The sequence below is a fragment of the Eubacterium maltosivorans genome, assembly GCF_002441855.2.
GTDB classification, from domain to species: Bacteria; Bacillota; Clostridia; order Eubacteriales; family Eubacteriaceae; genus Eubacterium; species Eubacterium maltosivorans.
This window is the reverse complement of sequence record NZ_CP029487.1, coordinates 1,689,504-1,707,179: the sequence shown is the minus strand read 5'-3', so window position 1 is coordinate 1,707,179 and position 17,676 is coordinate 1,689,504. Positions and strand designations below refer to the sequence as shown.

Below are 17,676 nucleotides of genomic sequence, written 5' to 3'. Positions count from 1 at the left end.
ATGATGATCGAATTTCCAGAATAAGGCAGATTGATTGTAACCTTCAAATGAAGCTGTTAAGATAAAAACAGATAAAATAATCGTTATCAAGAGACTGGGAGGGAAAAATCATGATGCAGAAAATTCAAAAATTTGGCGGGGCAATGTTTACACCCGTTTTGCTCTTTGCCTTTGCCGGAATTGTCGTCGGCATAGGAACACTTTTTACCACTCAGGCCATTTTTGGCGAGCTGGCAAGCCCGGAAAGCCTCTGGTTTAAGTGCTGGAATGTCGTGCTTCAGGGCGGCTGGACCGTATTCCGGCAGCTTCCGCTTTTGTTTGTGGTGGCCCTGCCCATCGGTCTTGCCAAAAAACAAAATGCGCGCTGCTGTATGGAAGCGCTGGTCCTTTATTTAACCTTCAACTATTTTGTCTCAGTCATGCTCTCCCAGTGGGGAGCAGACCTTGGCATCGATCTGACAGCGCAGGCAGAAGGCGGAAGCCATTTAACCCAGATTGCCGGTATCGAGACCCTCGATATGGGGATGTTTGGCGCATTGGGAATTTCGGCGCTTGTCATATTCCTGCATAACCGTTTTTATGAAAAAGAGCTTCCGGAATGGCTGGGCATTTTCAGCGGTTCTACCTTTGTATTTATGATTGGCTTCTTCGCAATGCTGCCAGTGGCAGTCTTAGCGATCCTTATATGGCCTCAGGTTCAGCTTTTAATGAGCGCCCTTCAGCAGTTTGTGCTGGGAGCAGGCACCTTAGGTGTGGGCTTGTTTGTATTTTTGGAAAAGCTGCTGATACCCTTTGGCCTCCACCATCTGCTTTACTCCTCTTTTTACTTTGACAATGTGGTCGTTAACGGAGGAATATATTCTTACTGGGCCACACAACTCCCTCAACTCGCGGCGTCGACAGAAGCATTAAAGGAGTTGGCGCCGTGGGCCTCCTATACAGCCACAGGGTTTTCAAAGATATTCGGCTGTCCGGGGATTGCATTGGCCTTTTATTTCACAGCGAAGCCACAGAACAGGAAACGTTTGCTGGCTCTGCTGATTCCAATAACACTGACCGCTGTTTTGTGTGGAGTGACAGAACCCATTGAGTTCACATTTTTATTTATTGCCCCTGTTTTATTCGTTGTGCACGCCGTATTATCGGCGCTGCTGGCCATGGTGATAAACCTGCTGGGAATAACCGGAATCTTCTCCGGGGGGCTTATTGAGATGGCTTCCTTTAACTGGATTCCACTCATGGGAAGCCACTGGCAGCAATACCTGCTCCTGTTTGCAGTGGGGCTTGTTTTTACCGGAATCTGGTTTGTTGTGTTTCGTTTTATGATCCTCAAGCTTAATCTTAAAACACCAGGGCGCCAGGATGAAGAAACCGTCAAATTCTATTCCAAATCAGACTACAGGGCAAGTAAAAGTGATGAGGAAAGCCTTATTGTGCAAAAAGTGCTTGAGGCACTGGGAGGAAAAGAAAACATCATCGACGTTACGAATTGTGCGACGCGGCTCAGAGTGAATATTAAAGACCCAAAAGTGGTGCTGGGCGATCAGGCTTTCAAGGCACTCGGAACACACGGCTGCATCGTGAGCGGTAAATCGGTGCAGGTCATTATAGGACTGTCCGTCGCGAAATTCCGAGAGCAGTTTGAACATCTATTATAGACACAGGAGGATAAAGCAATGACACAAAAATACGCAGTTACAGTAGCAGGCGGAGGCAGTACTTTTACACCGGGCATTGTCCTGATGTTGTTAAAAGAAAGCAGCCGTTTTCCAATAAGGAAAATCATGCTCTATGACAACGACCCCGGGAGACAGAAAGTAATCGCAGAAGCCTGTGGGATTTACCTCCGCGAAAACGCGCCGGAAATTGAGTTTGGCTATACCGACGATCCGAGAGAAGCCTTTACAGAAATCGATTTTGTGCTGGCACATATCCGTGTTGGAAAATACGCCATGCGCGAAAAGGATGAAAAAATTCCTTTAAAATACGGCGTTGTCGGGCAGGAAACCTGCGGCCCTGGCGGGATCGCCTATGGGATGCGCTCCATCGGCGGCGTCCTTGAGATTTTGGACTATATGGAAGCGTATTCGCCAGAGGCCTGGATGCTGAATTATTCAAATCCGGCGGCCATTGTAGCAGAGGCCACCCATCGTCTGAGGCCAAAATCAAAAATTTTAAACATTTGTGACATGCCAATCGATCTTGAAGAAAAAATGGCAGGGATCGCAGGGCTTAAATCACGTAAGGAGATGCAGGTTGGTTACTATGGACTGAACCATTTTGGATGGTGGCACCAGATCTATGACAAAGCAGGCAACGACCTGATGCCTGTCATCAGAGCATACATTGCGGAAAATGGCTTTCCAGTCAGTGCAGAGCAGCATGTCGATGACAGCTGGGCCCACACCTTTAAAATGGCCAGAGAAGTTTACGCGATCGATCCAGAGACAATCCCAAATACTTATCTGAAGTATTATTTGTTTCCTTATGAAATTGCGGCTGGGCTGGACCCGGAATATACCAGAGCAAATGAAGTCATTGACGGGCGTGAAAAGAAGATATTCAGCGTCTGCCGTGAGATTATCGAAAAGGGAACCAGCAGCGGCAGCGGCTTTGAGGCAGACGCCCACGCGACCTATATTGTCGACCTGGCCCGGGCGATTGCGGAAAACACCCTGGAACGGTTTTTACTCATCGTTCCAAATGAAGGCGCCATCGAGAATTTTGAACGAAGCGCCATGGTCGAAATCCCCTGCATTGTTGGAAAAAACGGTTATGAAAAAATATGTCAGGGAAGAATCCCGCGCTTTCAAAAAGGAATGATGGAGCAGCAGGTCAGTGTGGAGAAGCTGGTGGTGGACGCCTGGATTGAAGGCAGCTACCAGAAATTATGGCAGGCCCTGACCCTTTCCAAGACCGTTCCGAGCGCCGCAGTGGCAAAAATCATATTAGACGAATTTATTCAGGCCAATCAAGGCTACTGGCCAGAGCTAACTTAATCACACAAACAGATGAGGAAAAAATGAAACTTGATGAACATATAAACAAGTACTACCATAATCTCAACGAAAACGACTTATATATCTGGAAGTACATAAAATCAAACAGAGAGGCATGCAAAAGCCTGACAATCACCGAAATGTCCAGCCGGTGTCATGTCTCCCGAACGACATTATCACGGTTTGTCCATAAAATTGGATTTAACGGCTTTAGTGAATTCAAGGTGACCCTGATACAGGACAGCCAGATGCCAAAAGAGGATTACAGCAGTATGAAAAAGGTGATCAGCCTTTATAATGAGGTAGTCCACCGCGTCGTGGAGCAGAACTGTGACGCTATTTTTGAGCTGATCGACGGTGCGGAGAACCTGTATATTTACAGCTCTGGAATCCTGCAAAGCACCGTTGCCCATGAAATGACCCGGATTTTTGTCTCAGCAAAACGGATATTTTATGAGATCAACGGCAACGCAGAGACAAACCGGATGATCGAAAAGCTCACCCCAGGGGACGTGATGTTTATGGTCTCATACAGCGGGGAATCGCCAGAGGTGGTAGAATTCGCCCGTGCGCTGAAAATCCGTAATGTACCTGTTGTCTCGATCACCACCCTTCACGAAAACGAGCTGGCAAAGCTCAGCACCGTTAATCTATATACGTCAGGGCTGGTCATAAAAAAAGATGACCTCGATGTTTCATATACATCCGTTACCAGTTTTTTTATATTGATTGAGATGCTGTTTCTAAAATATTTGGAATACCGTTCTCGCAGGGAGCAGTGATATGGATATTAATCAATTAATCAATCAGCACTATGAAAACTTTAGCGAAACCGACCATCACATATGGCAGTATATTTATAAACATATGAAAGAATGTCCTCAGTATTCACTCAGTGAGCTGGCAGAAAGGTGCAGCGTTTCAAACAATTCGATCCTGAGCTTTTGCAAAAAGCTGGGAATGGACGGCTATGGGGAGCTAAGGGTTATTTTAAAATGGCAGGAGCAGACAAACGATGTTTTGGCCGTCAACCTGCTTAACCGTACCTATCAGGATTATTATCTCACCTTAGACTACTTAAAAAATCTTGATCTGACAAAAACCTTCGAGCTGTTCGACTGCCCCGGCCGGATATTTATATTTGGAACCGGAGAAGTACAACGGCACGCGGCTAAAGAGCTGAAGCGCCTTTTCTTCATACTGCAGAAGCGTGCCTTTGTCATTGAGAGTAAAACAGAGCTGGGAACAATGACAGAGCTCCTGAAAAAGGAGGATACCCTGATCGTTTTTTCCCTGTCCGGCGACAACCGGCCGGTAAACAATTTGGTGCGCGGGATAAAAAATAAAGGGACATCCATATTATCCATTACCTCCTATGAGGATAATGAGCTGGAAAAGCTCAGTGACGAGCACCTTTATTTTTACAATCATCGTATTATAAAAGGTAAGAGCCAGAAAACAGACGGCTACCTCTGCGCACCGTTTTTCACTATTGTAGAGGTATTGTTTGTGCGCTATTTAGAAGCGCATTATTTACAAAATGAGCGATCATAAGGACAGGAGGCAGTATGGATATTCAATATTTACTTGTGTTACAGAACTTCCGGTTTTATTCAGAAGGCGTTTTTAACGGCTTCTTTTCATTCATCACAACCCTGGGAGAATCCTTCATACCCGTTTTGCTGATGGCGGCAGTGTACTGGTGTTTTAACAAAAAAGCCGGAACATATATGTGTCTGGCAGAAGGCGTGGGGGGATTAGTCAACAGTGTATTAAAAATCAGCTTTTGTGTTTACAGACCTTGGATAAGAGACCCGGGAATCGAGCCCATCGCAGGCGCTAAAACCACTGCCACAGGCTACTCCTTTCCAAGCGGGCACTCGACAAATGCGACCTGCTATTACGGCTCACTGGCCCTGTATTTTAGGAAATACCGTTTTGTTGTCGTGTTTTTATTCAGTGTCGTCTTTTTAGTCATGCTGTCCCGGAATTTCCTGGGCGTTCACACGCCGCAGGATGTATTGGTAGGATTTGGCAGTGCATTTCTGGTCATCTTGCTGATGGGTTATGTATTAAATGATTACTTAGAAAAAAACCCAGAGAAAGATATTTGGGTGATGGCGGCCATACTAACCTGTGGCGTCTTGATCATTATCTACGCAATGACAAAAAGCTATCCGCAGAACTGGGTGGACGGCACACTCCTGGTGGACCCGGCTAAGATGATCACCGATGTTTTTGGCAATGTAGGGTTTGCGTTTGGCGCCGCCATTGGATGGATTGTGGAGAGAAGGAAAATTAAATTTTCACTCGATGGGACACTCTATGTTAAAATCAGACGCTACCTTATCGGCGCGGCAGTCATAACCGTACTGCACTATATTCTCAAAAATGTGTTCAGTCTGTTTTTAGACGCTTACGCCGCTGCCTTCATCTATAATTTTCTGGTCCCATTTTTTATTCTGGCAATTTACCCGGCACTTTTCAAAAAGTTTGAAACAAAATGTTCATGAATGAACAGGAAAGGAAAAAATGATGAAAACCTTATACAGAGTAATCAGTGTAATGACGCTCGCTTTACTGCTAATGCTGTTCGTGGGAGCATCTGCCCTTGCCAGAGGGTTTGATGTCACTTATATAAAAGACCTGATCCCCACACAGCTTACCTTTGACAAAAGGACCATAAACGACGGCGAGCAGGTAACAGCAACCCTGGAGCTCGACAATCCAACAGAGGCGGGGCTCTACAACGTATCGTTAAAGACGACCCTCCCCGATAGCTTATATGCGAGCACAACCGAGAAAACCTATGACCAGATTGCAGGCGGTCAGAAAATCAATTACAGTTTTAAGATAAGCAATGGAGAGATCAGCAAGGCAGCGCTCCTGACAGCCACAAAAGGGTCGAACCCGCATACAGGGTACCAGGGGCCCCACGCCATATTTGCAGTATTGATGCTCACAATCTTAATTCTGGGCGTTATATTCTTTAAAGGAAACACCCGGCATAAACAAAAGATGATGTCCCTTATACTCTGCCTGAGCATCGGAACACAGCTGGGACTCGCGGCCTTTCCAAAAGCGGCCTCAGCCGCTGGGGAAGAAACCACAGCGGAAGAATCCGAGCTGCCCACATCACTCGATAATATTACCTACGATGTAACCAGCCAGCTGGTGGTAGATGGGGAAGAACAGAACGTGACAACCACCGTCACCATCGAAAAAATCGCGCCCCTTACCGTGACCACCGCAAACTATGAGCCCATGACGACAGAAACAGAAGTCGCGGCAGACGCCAGGTTCTTTAATGTGGTCGCAACCAGTGAGGAAGACGCCTTTTCAGATTCAATCACAGCCGGCGATATTGAGCTGGCAAATGCTTTTCATGGTGTGAGTATTGATGAAATCAATTTACTGGATGAGCACACAGTCAGTCTTAAAATGTCCGGTCAGCTTGACGAAAACGACGAAAGCTGCGGCGTACTGTACTTTGACAAAGACAGCTTTAAACAGGAAGGCGATAAAGTCGGCGTTCTTGTTGTCGACGTCATGGCGCCGCTGCCGTATTTTGCAGAGGGGACCGACAACGTCCTTATCAATGATGACGGCACAGCAGACATAGCATTTTGTATTGACACCGCTGAGTTTGCGGACACTGCCGACGCTGCCCACTTCTCGTTTGACAATCCAGCAGTCCAGCCCGTAGCCCTGACCGTTCCATCCACCCAAGCCAAAAAAGATGGCGTTTTAAAAGTTACGGTGAATGGTATAACCGATAAAGGCCAGATTCTGGACGAGCTTGACGGGGCCACCATGACCATTGACAGTGCAGGGCTTAACTGCGACAGCCTGGAGCTGGATCTGGAGCTGGAGGAAGAGCGGATTACAGCAGAGCTTACGCTTGATACTGTTACCGCAGATTCCCAGTCGCCCAGTACGGCAGCCGCCGTATTCACTGGCAGGGTAAGTTCTTTAAACGGCAGTGTAAACTTAACACCAGGCTCTGTCAGCCTGACAGAGGATACGCTGACCGACGCCGTTATCTCGCCAGTTACAATTGAAAGCGCCGATACCTTTACCTTCTCGGTAACCATTGATAACGCAGAGCTGCAAAGGTGGTATGAGGAGGAAGGCGAGGAAGGTCTGAGAGCATTCTTTGCCCATTGGGCCTGTAATGAAAACCTCGTGCTGGCCGAGGGCAGCCTCATTGACGCTTACGGTGTGCCTGTTGCTGCCGACGATTATGAGGTCATTGTCTATGACAACATGCTGGCGTCAAACAGCGCGTCCTCCACAACCGACCTGGTGTCAAAAATCCTCACGATTGTCAACTCCTTTGCCAAGGACGCTCCAATAGGAGGAATCGCGGGCATCGTGGGGCTTGGCAGTCTGGCCATGTCCGAGAGCAAAGAATCAATGAGTGGCATAAGCGACAGCATTGCCGCTCTCAGCGAGTCAGCATTGGAAATAAATAAAATGACAAGTAAAATTCAAAATGAGGTTAATTATTTAGTCGACGCGACACTGGAATCAAAAATCAGCAAATTTCAGGACAGCGCGCGTTCCATTAACTTCCGGGCCGGGCTTTTATCCAGCAGCACAAACGATATTCTGGCGCGATTAGTCAAGATAGAATCAATCGATTCGCAGGAATATAAAGACCTTATGGACCAGCTCAATGTTATCTTGGGAAGCACGACCACAGGTGGACAGGGCTTTGTCTATGATACCTATACCTTTGGGCAGTATATCCTTGGTGAGGGGGTTGTGGGCAGTGTGCTGGATGATTACGTCACGCTTTACAACAGGCGCTACAACTGGGAATCACAGACAACAACCGCCAAATCAGAATATTGGGCAAGCAATTACCAGATGTATATCAAAGCCTACATGATCAGTATGTGCTATATGAATGTCAATAATAAAGACCATATGTATGATGCACAGATCGCTAAAATGAAAGATCAGTTTAACAGCATTAACACGAAGTGGACCACTTTTCAGGAAAGCCTGATATTACCGACAGACAAGGACCGGAATCTTGTGGATAAGCAGCTGTATACCGTCAAAACAGCCAATACAGTAACCCTTGATCCTCTAACAGATATCCATACCATGTTGGGCGATAAATACAAAGGTACCTTTAATATGAAAGTGGAAACACTTTTTAATAATTTGAAAAATGATAAGAAAATCACATCATATCAGGAGGATAATAAAAAAATCATTTCAGTTGATACTTTGAACACAATGAAAAACCGCCTGTCCTCCAGCGGGCATAAAACGTTGTATGATGAAATGACAGCAGTCGGTATGGTATTGCCCACAAAATATCTCTATATTGGAAATGAAAGCCTCAATGTCGAGGACAGGCTCTGGATTATGTCGATTGTTACAGCGTTTGTTGGAGCCTCTGGGACAGGGAGCTTTAGAGGAGACGTGTATAATCTGGAAACCAATGCACTCGAAAAAAATGTAAAGCTTGTGAAGTTTCGTTTTATTACAGGCGGTGATTTTTTCGAATATAATTTAGACAGTTACAAGAGCGCATATGATAAGACACCATTTGTATTCAAATCGACGGGACAGTAATTAAAAATAAATAAAAAGCATGGCGCATAGTTCCTTACTATGCGCCATGCTTTTTTTATTTGACTCCAATTATAGCAGTTAATCGGATAAAATGCTAGTATGAAAATCAATTAATTTAAAAAAACAAAAGTTTAATGCAATAAAGGAGATTATAATGAACAAACTAAAAGCTTTAATAAATCATTTTAAATTGGCAACAACGATGAATACACTTTTTGATGAATGGCTGGATAGCAAGAGGCATTTAAAGGCTCAATCGATCAGAACCTATACGCAACTGCTTGAAGGTTATTTACGACCTGCTTTTGGCGAGATGGCCGTTAGAGAAATTCGTAAAGAGACGATACAAAAATTTATTGATAATATGCAGGAAAAATATAGTGCTAAAACCATTCATGAGGTTTACCGCTGCCTTAAAACGATTTTCAACTTAGCACTCAGACAGGGTATGATTGAAAATAACCCGTGTGAAAAAATAATTTTGCCGCCAAAGGAAAAAACCCAGGCACAGTCATTATCGATTAAGGAGCAAAATAAGCTGGAAAAAGCTTTGGAACCGAGCGAAAACGCTTTGGATATTGCGATTTTGTTGGCTTTAAATCTGGGGTTGCGGCTATCTGAGGTAGTAGCTCTGCGATGGCAGGATATACGTTTTAAAGAAAATCTGGTTGTTATCAGACACAGTATGGAGCGTATACCGACTGGTGAGGGCCGAAAAACTGAAGCGCGTCTTGGAAAGCCAAAGACACAAAATGCTCTGCGAAAAATACCGCTAACTGCGGAATTTTCGGCTTTTTTAAAGCATTACTATAACAGTCGGAATCTAAAACAAAAAAAGAATGCAGCCTATGTAGCCGGTAAAAAAGATGGCACTGCCTATCACGGGCGATCTATTGAAAGACATTTTAAAAAAAGAATGAAAGAGCTTGGACTTTCAAAAGATTACACTTTTCATTCACTACGGCATAGCTTTGCAACCAGGGCTATGGAAAGCGGCGTAGCGGTCAAGGTTATCAGTGCTCTGTTGGGACACAGCAAAACAGCTACCACAACAGAAATTTATTTACATTTAAGTGATCATTTTATTCGAGAAGAAATGATGAAAATGACAAAATATCAAGCGAAAAAAAGACGGCGCTCTAAAACTAAAGTGCCGCCGGTGAACGCCGCATAGTAAGGAACTATGCGGCGTTTGATAGAAACAAGATACCCGAAAAAAATAAAAAATAAAAGGAAAGGAAACGCGTAAAGAAATGCTCAAGGAATTAACCCGCGCAGCACAGCAGTGCCCTAAGGATGTGCAGCAGCATAACCGGCGAACCGGACAAATCATCCGTGCCCTGCTCATCGAGGCAGGCAGGGGAGAACTGGTGGAGCTTTGGCGCTTAGAGCAGAGCGGCCCCTGCGATTACCACGACATTGGCAAAGGAAGCAGCGATAGCGACCCGCTGGCCCACTGCAGCCGCGGTGCAGCCCTGTTTTCCTACGCCTACGAGGAAGCGCTGGACGGCAGAGAACGCATTTTTTGCAGCATCGCCTGCGATCTGTGCCGCTATCATCACGAGCGGTGGGACGGCACCGGCGGCCCCGGGCATTTGTATGGGGAGGATATCCCCATTATCGCAAGGGCAGGCGCTGTAGCCGACGCCTGGGATCATCTGAGTATGGATAACCCACAAATGCCCACTGCCCAAAAGCATGAAAAAATAAAACAGCGCGCCGGCTTCTGGTACGACCCAGAGCTGGTAGCCGCGCTGGAACGCTTATTCCCGGCCTGGCCGGTAGAATAATAAAACTTTTTACCTTTTTCCGGCGGCAGCGCAGCGCCAATCGCGCTGCCGCCACCTCATGAACCCAAAGAAACGAGATAAAAACGTGGAACTGAACATCATCAACGAAGACAACTACGGCGCCGCTTATACCCATAAAAAAAGCGGCTTTACCACCAGATACTATACCAAAAAGCAGATGGCAGCTCTGTATCCCCAGCACAGCTACAAGGTAGCTGGCGCCATCGGGGCAGTGAAAGCAGAAAAAAATATCCAAAAAGAAAGCCTGAGCCTGCAGGACGGGCAGGGGCACAGCCTGCCCGTGACCCGGGGCTTTGCCATTACCCCCGCCACGGCGGTTATCGGCTATGTGCGCCTGAAGGACAACGTCTTTGCCGCCATTGTCAAAAACGTGGCGTTAAAACGCCTGGCGGTGGCCATAGCCGGCATTGCGCTCCTTACCTTTGGGGCCTGGTGCGCGGTCAATTGGTACGACTGGTTTCCGGCCAAAATCGAAATCGACCCCAACGCCATCGTTACCCAGACCACAGATACCCCACCCCACGAGGACATCACCATACCCGGCTACACCGTCATAAAGGCCGACAAAAACGGCACCACCCACTGGAGCCTGCAAAACCCCGAGGGCAATCCCTGTTATTTTCAGGTGACCCTCAAGCTGGAAGAAAGCAACCGAAAGCTCTACCAGTCCGGCCTCATGCCCGCCGGCTCCGCCATCGAGAACCCAAAGCTTGAGACCATGCTGGATCCCGGCACCTACAGCGTGCTCATTCAGTACAACACCTACGAGCTGGAGGGCGCCCATAATCCCATGAACAGCGCCGCCACCGCCGGGCAGCTCATTGTCGAATAAAAACCAGAAGGAGGAAAACCATGCGAAACAACCCAATAGGTAAGCAAGCCCTGTCCGTACTGCTGTGCGCCCTCGTGGTCTTTTCCTCGCTGGGGATCAGCCCTCTGACGCCGCAGGCCCAGGCCGAGGAAGCCGCGTCCGGCGTGTCCGTCATGCCTCGATATAAAGATAGCGATGGGCGTGTAAAAATTGAAGAGAGCGGGAAGTGGTATCCAAATATTACATTCGATTTTGTTCAAACAGGCACCACTACAACGACAACCGGTAATTGGTCAGACAATACCGATACAAGTTGGTATAATGCTGATGCTAGTGTGACAGGCTACACCCTTTATAATGCCTCTCAGCTGGCAGGCCTGGCAAAACTGGTAAATGCTGGAACTGCTAATTTTTCAGGCAAAACCATCACCTTAGGCCAGTCAATTGATCTTAGCGAACACTTTTGGAATGAGGTGATCGGCAGCACTGAAAGCCAAACATTTAACGGAATCTTTGATGGCAATGGATATAGCTTAATGGGGTTGAGGATAAATGCAAGCATAAATAATTCTGACACGTCGCCGGGCTATATTTACTTTGGACTTTTTGGAGCAACGGGCACCACTGCAACGATAAAAAATTTGACCATGGACGATAGTATGATTTCAGCGATAAATGAAGGGTCAGCAGTCGTATATATTTCACCTATTGTCACTTTTAATTATGGAATAATTGAGAATTGCCATGTGGTTGACGGCCGTTTTTATGGAAACGCCCAAGTCATTATTGTGGGTGGGATAGCGGCTTGTAATAAAAACAGTATGACCAATTGCACTGTGTCGGAACAGACCGTTACTTACAGTGTTTGCGAACAAAAGAATACTAATGTGAAAATGACTTATGTCGCGCTTGGCGGCATTGTGGGAGATAATAAAAGTAATCAAACTGTAAAGAATTGTGTCAATAATGGAGTCATTATCGGATATACCGAAGGCGGCGATATCAGTATGGATTCAAAGCGCCATTTTATTGGCGGTTGTGTTGGCGTTAATGATGGTTTGGGTGCTAAAGGGCAAATTGCAAATTCGACGAATAATGGCAATATTGAAATCCATGCCGATGGCAAGGCCATCGGATATACTACAGGTCGAGGACTTCTCATTGGAGGGATTACGGGAGTAACAGCAACAGATACCTATGGTTGCGTGAATACCGGAGAAATATATGTGGATGGAGCTCAGAAGGCTGTTCCTACCAAGGGCGCTGTTGGCGGGATAGCCGGTGCTATGAACAGTGGCAATATAAAATATTGCTATAACTCCGGCAAGATTATCACCAATCACCCGGTAACGGCTGGTGTTGCGGGCTATATGAACAGTGGCAATATTGAGTATTGCTATAATACCGGTGAAATTGACACCACCGTTGCCGCCATTCCAGTACAGCCCACTACCCAGTATGTTGGCGGCCTGGCAGGATATGTAAATGCGGGAAATGTTAATGGGTGCTACAGTGTGGGCACCATCGTAGGAGAAAAACCTAATGATAAAGATAATAAAGGCGGCCTGACCGGTAAGGCTGGCGGGACGTTTACGAATTGTTTCTATCTGGGCGCCGGTAAGGCGTCGGGTGATCAGTCAACAGCCAGCGGCAAGGCCATCAACCTGGCCGCCATCAAAGACGCCTCGGCCACAAATGTAATCTCCCAGGTAAAACAGGGGGACGATACCGCCCAGGTGGTTCTGGCCGACGCCACCCAGCTGAATGCCCTAAAGACAAAAACTACCCTTGGCGATAGCTTTGGGGTACAGATGCCCACCGCCTCCGCCTTTTCCTCCGACAAGCCTGACGTGGTGCAGGCCGTTGTGGGCAGCGGCAACACCGTCAACCTCAAAACTTCCGGCGGCGCCGGGGGGCAGGCCGCCATCAGCGCAAAAATGTATCTGAGCCAGAACGAGCTGGCCGAGGATACGGACGGCGTCAGAAAATTTATTGGCCCTGTAAAAAGTGTGGAGACACCCATTAGCCTAAACCTGAACGTGGTCAATGTTGGCCTAGCCAACCAAAGCCCCACCAGCGCCATCAGCGATGTCACCAGCTTTAGCTTAAAGGCAGGCGTCACCTTTGGCGGTACCGGCGTAGATGAAACGAGCTACAGCCTGACATGGTATAAAGACGACACCACCGGCCAGTCCACCGCGCCAACGGGCGACGGCACCGAAGTGACCGGCCTGACCGCAACCTGGGACAAAACCACCAATACGGTGAGCTGGACAAGATCTGCGCCCGCCGCCACCACATTTGCAGAAAGCGATGCGGGCTGGTACAAGCTCAAAGCCACATCTGCAGTAAGCGACCTGAGCGCTTATAGCTTCGAGACCGACTGGCAGTACCTGAGTGTGGATAAATTCATGGTTGTTGATGAAAACAGCACAATGCCCGATACCATCGAGCTCAGCAGTCAGGATACCGATGCCGATATTCAGGCTAAAACCAAGCTCAGCGTTAAGATCAAAATCGCGGATAGCTTTACAGGCAGCGTCACCTACGGCTGGTATAAGGTGGACGGGCAAACACCAGCGCTGATCGCAGACACCCAAAAGACAACAGAGATCACAACAGACCTTGCGACCCACACCATCGTCGAATCCATCACACTGGGCACTGCCTACAGCAATGACCTGAAAGGCGCTTATCAGCTCATGGTCACCAGTGTTACGGCCACCGGCGACACAGCCCAGGCAAAAGACATCCGTGGCCCCGCCAGCAAGGTTACCTGTTATGAGGCCGTGATCAAAGACGACTACGCCCAGGCAGGCCCCGGCTACGAGGGCACCCCGGGCAACACCATGACCCAGAGCGTCATTACCCTGTCCGAGGACTTTGCCGACGCCATGTACGACGCCTATTGGATAAAAGGTGGTACCCTGGATGAGAGCACCGATTTAACCGATTATACCCAGGTGCGCCACGCCACCCTCACCCAGCAGGCAGACAAGAAGACCTACAAAGCCATTGCCACCTTTAACATGGAAAAGGGCTACGAGGGTGAGGACTACCAGCTGGTCATTTATCCCACCAACACCGCCAGAAAAGCCAGAACCGATGCGGCCATGCAGTTTAAGGGGGCGGCCGGCTGTGTGTTAGAGCGATACGCCATCGATACCGTCACCTACAAATTGGCAGACAGCTACGCGACCACCGAGATGGCACAGAACACCGCCATCATCGCCCCGCCGTCTGTCAGTGCGCCCAACCCGGCGGGAAGCCTGACCTACACCAAGGTATCCGGCCCAGAGACCTTTACGGTGGATAAGGCCAGCGGGAAGATATTATGCGCGGCAGATCCAACAGGTATCCCCAACGGCCTTTACACCTACACCATAAAAGTGACCGAGGAAGGTTTTAAAAGCGGTAACGCAGTCCTCACTGGCCCAGGCATGAGCAAAACCATCACCGTCAGCTTCCGGGTCACTGGCTCATCCGATTTTCCGTTGGCTAACAATAACCTGTATATTTACGACATCGGTTATATCTTTGCCAATGCAGAGCCAGCCAATCAAGCTGGGCTTATACCCTACCAGGGAATTTATAACATACCCGCCACCAATGATGGCAGTGCCTATGCCCACAGCATTATCGTGGTCAGCGGCACCCATACCGACGGCTCAAGGATCATCCTAAATGAAAGCATTAACACCGCAGATGTACCCATCACCGTCAAGGCTGACGCCACCGCCCAGGTGGGCGTGCCCGATGGCCAGACCGTCACCGTCACCAACAGCAGCCCAAACGGCGCCAGCCTGCAAAGCGACGGCAGCCTCAGGCTCACCGGCGGTACAGCCGGCACCGGCGTTCTTAACCTGCCCGGCAGCGTCGCAGGCAGCGGCAGCCTGACCATTGGAGCAGCCGATACAGTAGGCCTTACCCTAAACGCTGCAGCCGGTCTGGCCACCGCCAGCACCACCATTGAGAGCGGCCTGACCACCGTGACCGGCAGCATTACCGGCAAAGCCACCATCAAAGGCGGCAACGTGGAAGCCAACACCATCGGCACAACAGGAACCACCACCATCGACGGCGGCTCCATCATCGGCAGTGTGACCGGCGCCAAAAACAGTAGCGGAGAGACAGTATACCCCGTGACCCTGAAGCTTAGCGAAAACCCGACAGACTATGCCGGCGTACCCGCCAGTGTCACCACCCAAAAAACAAAAGCCGACGGCAAGGCAGACGGCACCGCCAGAATCTGGAACGCCCAGGCCTCAGGTGGCAGCTTTAACAAAACAGGCGGCCAAACCGGAGAGCTCTACGTCTATCTGCCCAAATATTCCGGCGGTCCTTACACGGCCGTCACCGCCAGCGCCACACCGGCAGGCGGCACAGCCCAGACCCTGAGTCGAAAAATAAACGCGGATGCCGACGGCAGCCTGACCACAAGCCTGCTGACCGCCACCTATACCCTCAGCCTGCCAAAAGCGCCCATCACCGGCAGCGCCAGAGTGGGGCAGGGTGCGACTGCAAACATCACCGTGGGCGTGGCCAGTAATGACGGCTGGCTGTACGAAGGCCGCACCATCGACCTCGAGATCAGCCCGGGCGATGGCTACAAAACCATCTGGGGCAAGTACCAGATGCAGCCTGCGGATACCACAGCCCAGGGCAGCTACAGCCCCGAGTTTTGGATAGAGACACCATCCGGCGCAGCCCTGAGCAAGGCAGGCGGCTTTGCCACCCTGACCGAAAATGACAGACAAAACGGCAAAACCGGACAGCTCGTCGTGCCCGCCGACAGTAAAATCACCGAGGGCACTTACAAAAGCCAGTTAAACTGGAAAAGCATTCCCAACGACCCCGTGGTCGGCGGGACAAATTAATTATCTTACTGAGAGGGAAAGCCCTTTTAAATAAGCCAAAAAAATAAAAACCAATAAAAGAGAGGTAAAAGAAAATGGCAATGAAGAAAAAATTAATCGTCGGCATCACCGCGGCGCTCGTCACCGCAATGTGCTTAGGAGGCAGCGCGTTCGCTGCAGGAGAGAGTGTTTCCGTTAACGGGTCGGGAACCACGGCTACCAAAGAAGGGCAGACAGAAGTAAAGATGGAGTATACAAAGCCAGCTGATAATACGCCTGTATGGTCGGTCACAATTCCAAAAACAATCGACTTTGGCTCCATCTCCATTACAAGCTCAAATTTAAAGCAAGATCTGAACTATACCGCCGTTATTGATAACCAAAAGCTGACGGGTGCACAAAGTGTAGCATCTCTGAAAATTTCATTACCGGCTACAAAAAATACAATGGCGCTCAACGATGCCACACATGGCATCAATATTGCGGAGGCCTTCAGTATTTTAAATACGGGTGGCGCAGAGGTAACAAAGAGTGATACGGCCGATAGTGCCCTTATCGCCACATTGACAGAGGCAAACCCCAGCGCGACCGCTTATGCTCAGCTTAACAGAGATAAGTTTAAGGATAATTCAAGCATAACAGCTAATAGTACCCATGCTTTTTCAGGCAGCTTCAGCATTTTAGTGACGCCAGTAGCAGGAACGAACTAAACACATAACCTCAAAAGAACAATCAGCTGTCCGCGGGTGAAACCACACCCGGTTCGATTTCAGAGCGCTCAGCCCAAAGGGCTGCAGCGCCCTGCATGAGAGAGGGTGTTTTTCACCCGCGAACAGCGACTACTACTTTCCGCTCTGCCGCAACTTATTTGCGACCTAAAGGAGGCATTGTCCATGAAAAACTTAATCACCATGCTCACCCTGTGCCTCCTTTTGCTATGGCCTGTCCCAGCAAAAGCCCAGGCCACGCCCGAGTCACCCGTCGGCGAGACCACAGTCACCCTTACCTATAGCGCCGGTTACCGTATTCCCACCGACGTGCCCTATGACCCGGATTTTCGCTTTACGCTGGCCGCCCAGACCCGCTATACCGACAGCAGCCCCTTCAGCCACGGCTTTATGGAGCTGCACTCAGCCGTCAAACGGGCAATGACCGATGAAAACGGCAGCTTTGTCATGGACAACGTGGAGCAGGGCAGCCATGTCCTGAGAGCCCTGAATACAGCCAACACCGAGGTTGGGCGTATGCGCCTGCGCATCGACCGCACCAATACCGTCGATGAAACCAAAGTATTTACCCTGCCCGATGGCACCACCGCCATTCACGTCAATGCCCGTATCCATTATCTGGAGCTTGTCCTGGAGCTGGACGGCCAGGGCGGCCTGCGCATCGTGGAAGCCCGGGGATACCAGAGTGAAAGCCCGGCAGGCGAAACCCAGAAGGACAGCCTTGTAAACCCGCCAACCGGTGTGGCAAAAGCCGCCCACGCGTCGGCGGGCGCCGCCCTTTTGCTGGTACTGTTGATAACAGGCCAGACGCTTTTGTTAAAAAAGAAAACATAACCAAAAAAGAAAATGGGACAACGGCTGTCACCCATCAAAACACCG

12 protein-coding genes are annotated in these 17,676 nt (G+C 49.0%); all 12 read left to right on the top strand.

The annotated features are described in order from the left end of the window. Positions 1-110 precede the first annotated feature (110 nt). The 12 genes from CPZ25_RS08305 (at position 111) to CPZ25_RS08250 (ending at position 17,631) form a co-directional block, all read left to right on the top strand. Complete coding sequence (locus tag CPZ25_RS08305) at positions 111-1,658, top strand: alpha-glucoside-specific PTS transporter subunit IIBC (protein ID WP_096920366.1); 1,548 nt, start codon at positions 111-113, stop codon at positions 1,656-1,658. An 18-nt stretch (positions 1,659-1,676) separates the two neighbouring features. Continuing rightward, positions 1,677-2,999, top strand: coding sequence for a 6-phospho-alpha-glucosidase (locus CPZ25_RS08300; RefSeq protein WP_096920367.1), 1,323 nt, complete (start codon positions 1,677-1,679; stop codon positions 2,997-2,999). A gap of 23 nt (positions 3,000-3,022) precedes the next feature. Beyond that, on the top strand, positions 3,023-3,781 hold the full coding sequence (locus CPZ25_RS08295; RefSeq protein ID WP_167495192.1) for a MurR/RpiR family transcriptional regulator: 759 nt from the start codon (positions 3,023-3,025) through the stop codon (positions 3,779-3,781). 1 nt (position 3,782) lies between these two features. Next, on the top strand, positions 3,783-4,553 hold the full coding sequence (locus CPZ25_RS08290) for a MurR/RpiR family transcriptional regulator (RefSeq protein WP_096920369.1): 771 nt from the start codon (positions 3,783-3,785) through the stop codon (positions 4,551-4,553). 14 nt (positions 4,554-4,567) lie between these two features. Next, positions 4,568-5,512 (top strand): phosphatase PAP2 family protein, encoded by a 945-nt coding sequence (locus CPZ25_RS08285; RefSeq protein WP_096920370.1) that lies wholly within the window; start codon positions 4,568-4,570, stop codon positions 5,510-5,512. 19 nt (positions 5,513-5,531) lie between these two features. After that, entirely contained in the window at positions 5,532-8,591 is a 3,060-nt protein-coding gene (locus tag CPZ25_RS08280) for a hypothetical protein (protein ID WP_096920371.1), read from the top strand. Between the two features lie 154 nt (positions 8,592-8,745). Further along, the gene (locus CPZ25_RS08275; RefSeq protein WP_096920372.1) at positions 8,746-9,765 is read left to right on the top strand and encodes a tyrosine-type recombinase/integrase; all 1,020 of its coding nucleotides are present in this window, start codon (positions 8,746-8,748) and stop codon (positions 9,763-9,765) included. Between the two features lie 79 nt (positions 9,766-9,844). After that, positions 9,845-10,381, top strand: coding sequence for an HD domain-containing phosphohydrolase (locus CPZ25_RS08270; protein WP_058693714.1), 537 nt, complete (start codon positions 9,845-9,847; stop codon positions 10,379-10,381). Positions 10,382-10,466: 85 nt separating this feature from the next. Continuing rightward, complete coding sequence (locus CPZ25_RS08265; RefSeq protein ID WP_096920373.1) at positions 10,467-11,234, top strand: hypothetical protein; 768 nt, start codon at positions 10,467-10,469, stop codon at positions 11,232-11,234. Between the two features lie 20 nt (positions 11,235-11,254). Next, complete coding sequence (locus CPZ25_RS08260; RefSeq protein WP_096920374.1) at positions 11,255-16,090, top strand: hypothetical protein; 4,836 nt, start codon at positions 11,255-11,257, stop codon at positions 16,088-16,090. 74 nt (positions 16,091-16,164) lie between these two features. Then, positions 16,165-16,779 (top strand): hypothetical protein, encoded by a 615-nt coding sequence (locus CPZ25_RS08255; RefSeq protein WP_096920375.1) that lies wholly within the window; start codon positions 16,165-16,167, stop codon positions 16,777-16,779. A 183-nt stretch (positions 16,780-16,962) separates the two neighbouring features. Further along, complete coding sequence (locus tag CPZ25_RS08250) at positions 16,963-17,631, top strand: hypothetical protein (protein WP_096920376.1); 669 nt, start codon at positions 16,963-16,965, stop codon at positions 17,629-17,631. The last annotated feature ends 45 nt before the right edge of the window (positions 17,632-17,676 follow it).

What these genes read in the sequence shown, in the direction of transcription:
- CPZ25_RS08295 (WP_167495192.1), top strand. Translation starts at nt 3,023, where the DNA reads ATGAAACTTGATGAACATATAAACAAGTACTACCATAATCTCAACGAA.
- CPZ25_RS08290 (WP_096920369.1), top strand. Translation starts at nt 3,783, where the DNA reads ATGGATATTAATCAATTAATCAATCAGCACTATGAAAACTTTAGCGAA.
- CPZ25_RS08280 (WP_096920371.1), top strand. Translation starts at nt 5,532, where the DNA reads ATGATGAAAACCTTATACAGAGTAATCAGTGTAATGACGCTCGCTTTA.
- CPZ25_RS08285 (WP_096920370.1), top strand. Translation starts at nt 4,568, where the DNA reads ATGGATATTCAATATTTACTTGTGTTACAGAACTTCCGGTTTTATTCA.
- CPZ25_RS08260 (WP_096920374.1), top strand. Translation starts at nt 11,255, where the DNA reads ATGCGAAACAACCCAATAGGTAAGCAAGCCCTGTCCGTACTGCTGTGC.
- CPZ25_RS08305 (WP_096920366.1), top strand. Translation starts at nt 111, where the DNA reads ATGATGCAGAAAATTCAAAAATTTGGCGGGGCAATGTTTACACCCGTT.
- CPZ25_RS08255 (WP_096920375.1), top strand. Translation starts at nt 16,165, where the DNA reads ATGGCAATGAAGAAAAAATTAATCGTCGGCATCACCGCGGCGCTCGTC.
- CPZ25_RS08300 (WP_096920367.1), top strand. Translation starts at nt 1,677, where the DNA reads ATGACACAAAAATACGCAGTTACAGTAGCAGGCGGAGGCAGTACTTTT.
- CPZ25_RS08250 (WP_096920376.1), top strand. Translation starts at nt 16,963, where the DNA reads ATGAAAAACTTAATCACCATGCTCACCCTGTGCCTCCTTTTGCTATGG.
- CPZ25_RS08270 (WP_058693714.1), top strand. Translation starts at nt 9,845, where the DNA reads ATGCTCAAGGAATTAACCCGCGCAGCACAGCAGTGCCCTAAGGATGTG.
- CPZ25_RS08275 (WP_096920372.1), top strand. Translation starts at nt 8,746, where the DNA reads ATGAACAAACTAAAAGCTTTAATAAATCATTTTAAATTGGCAACAACG.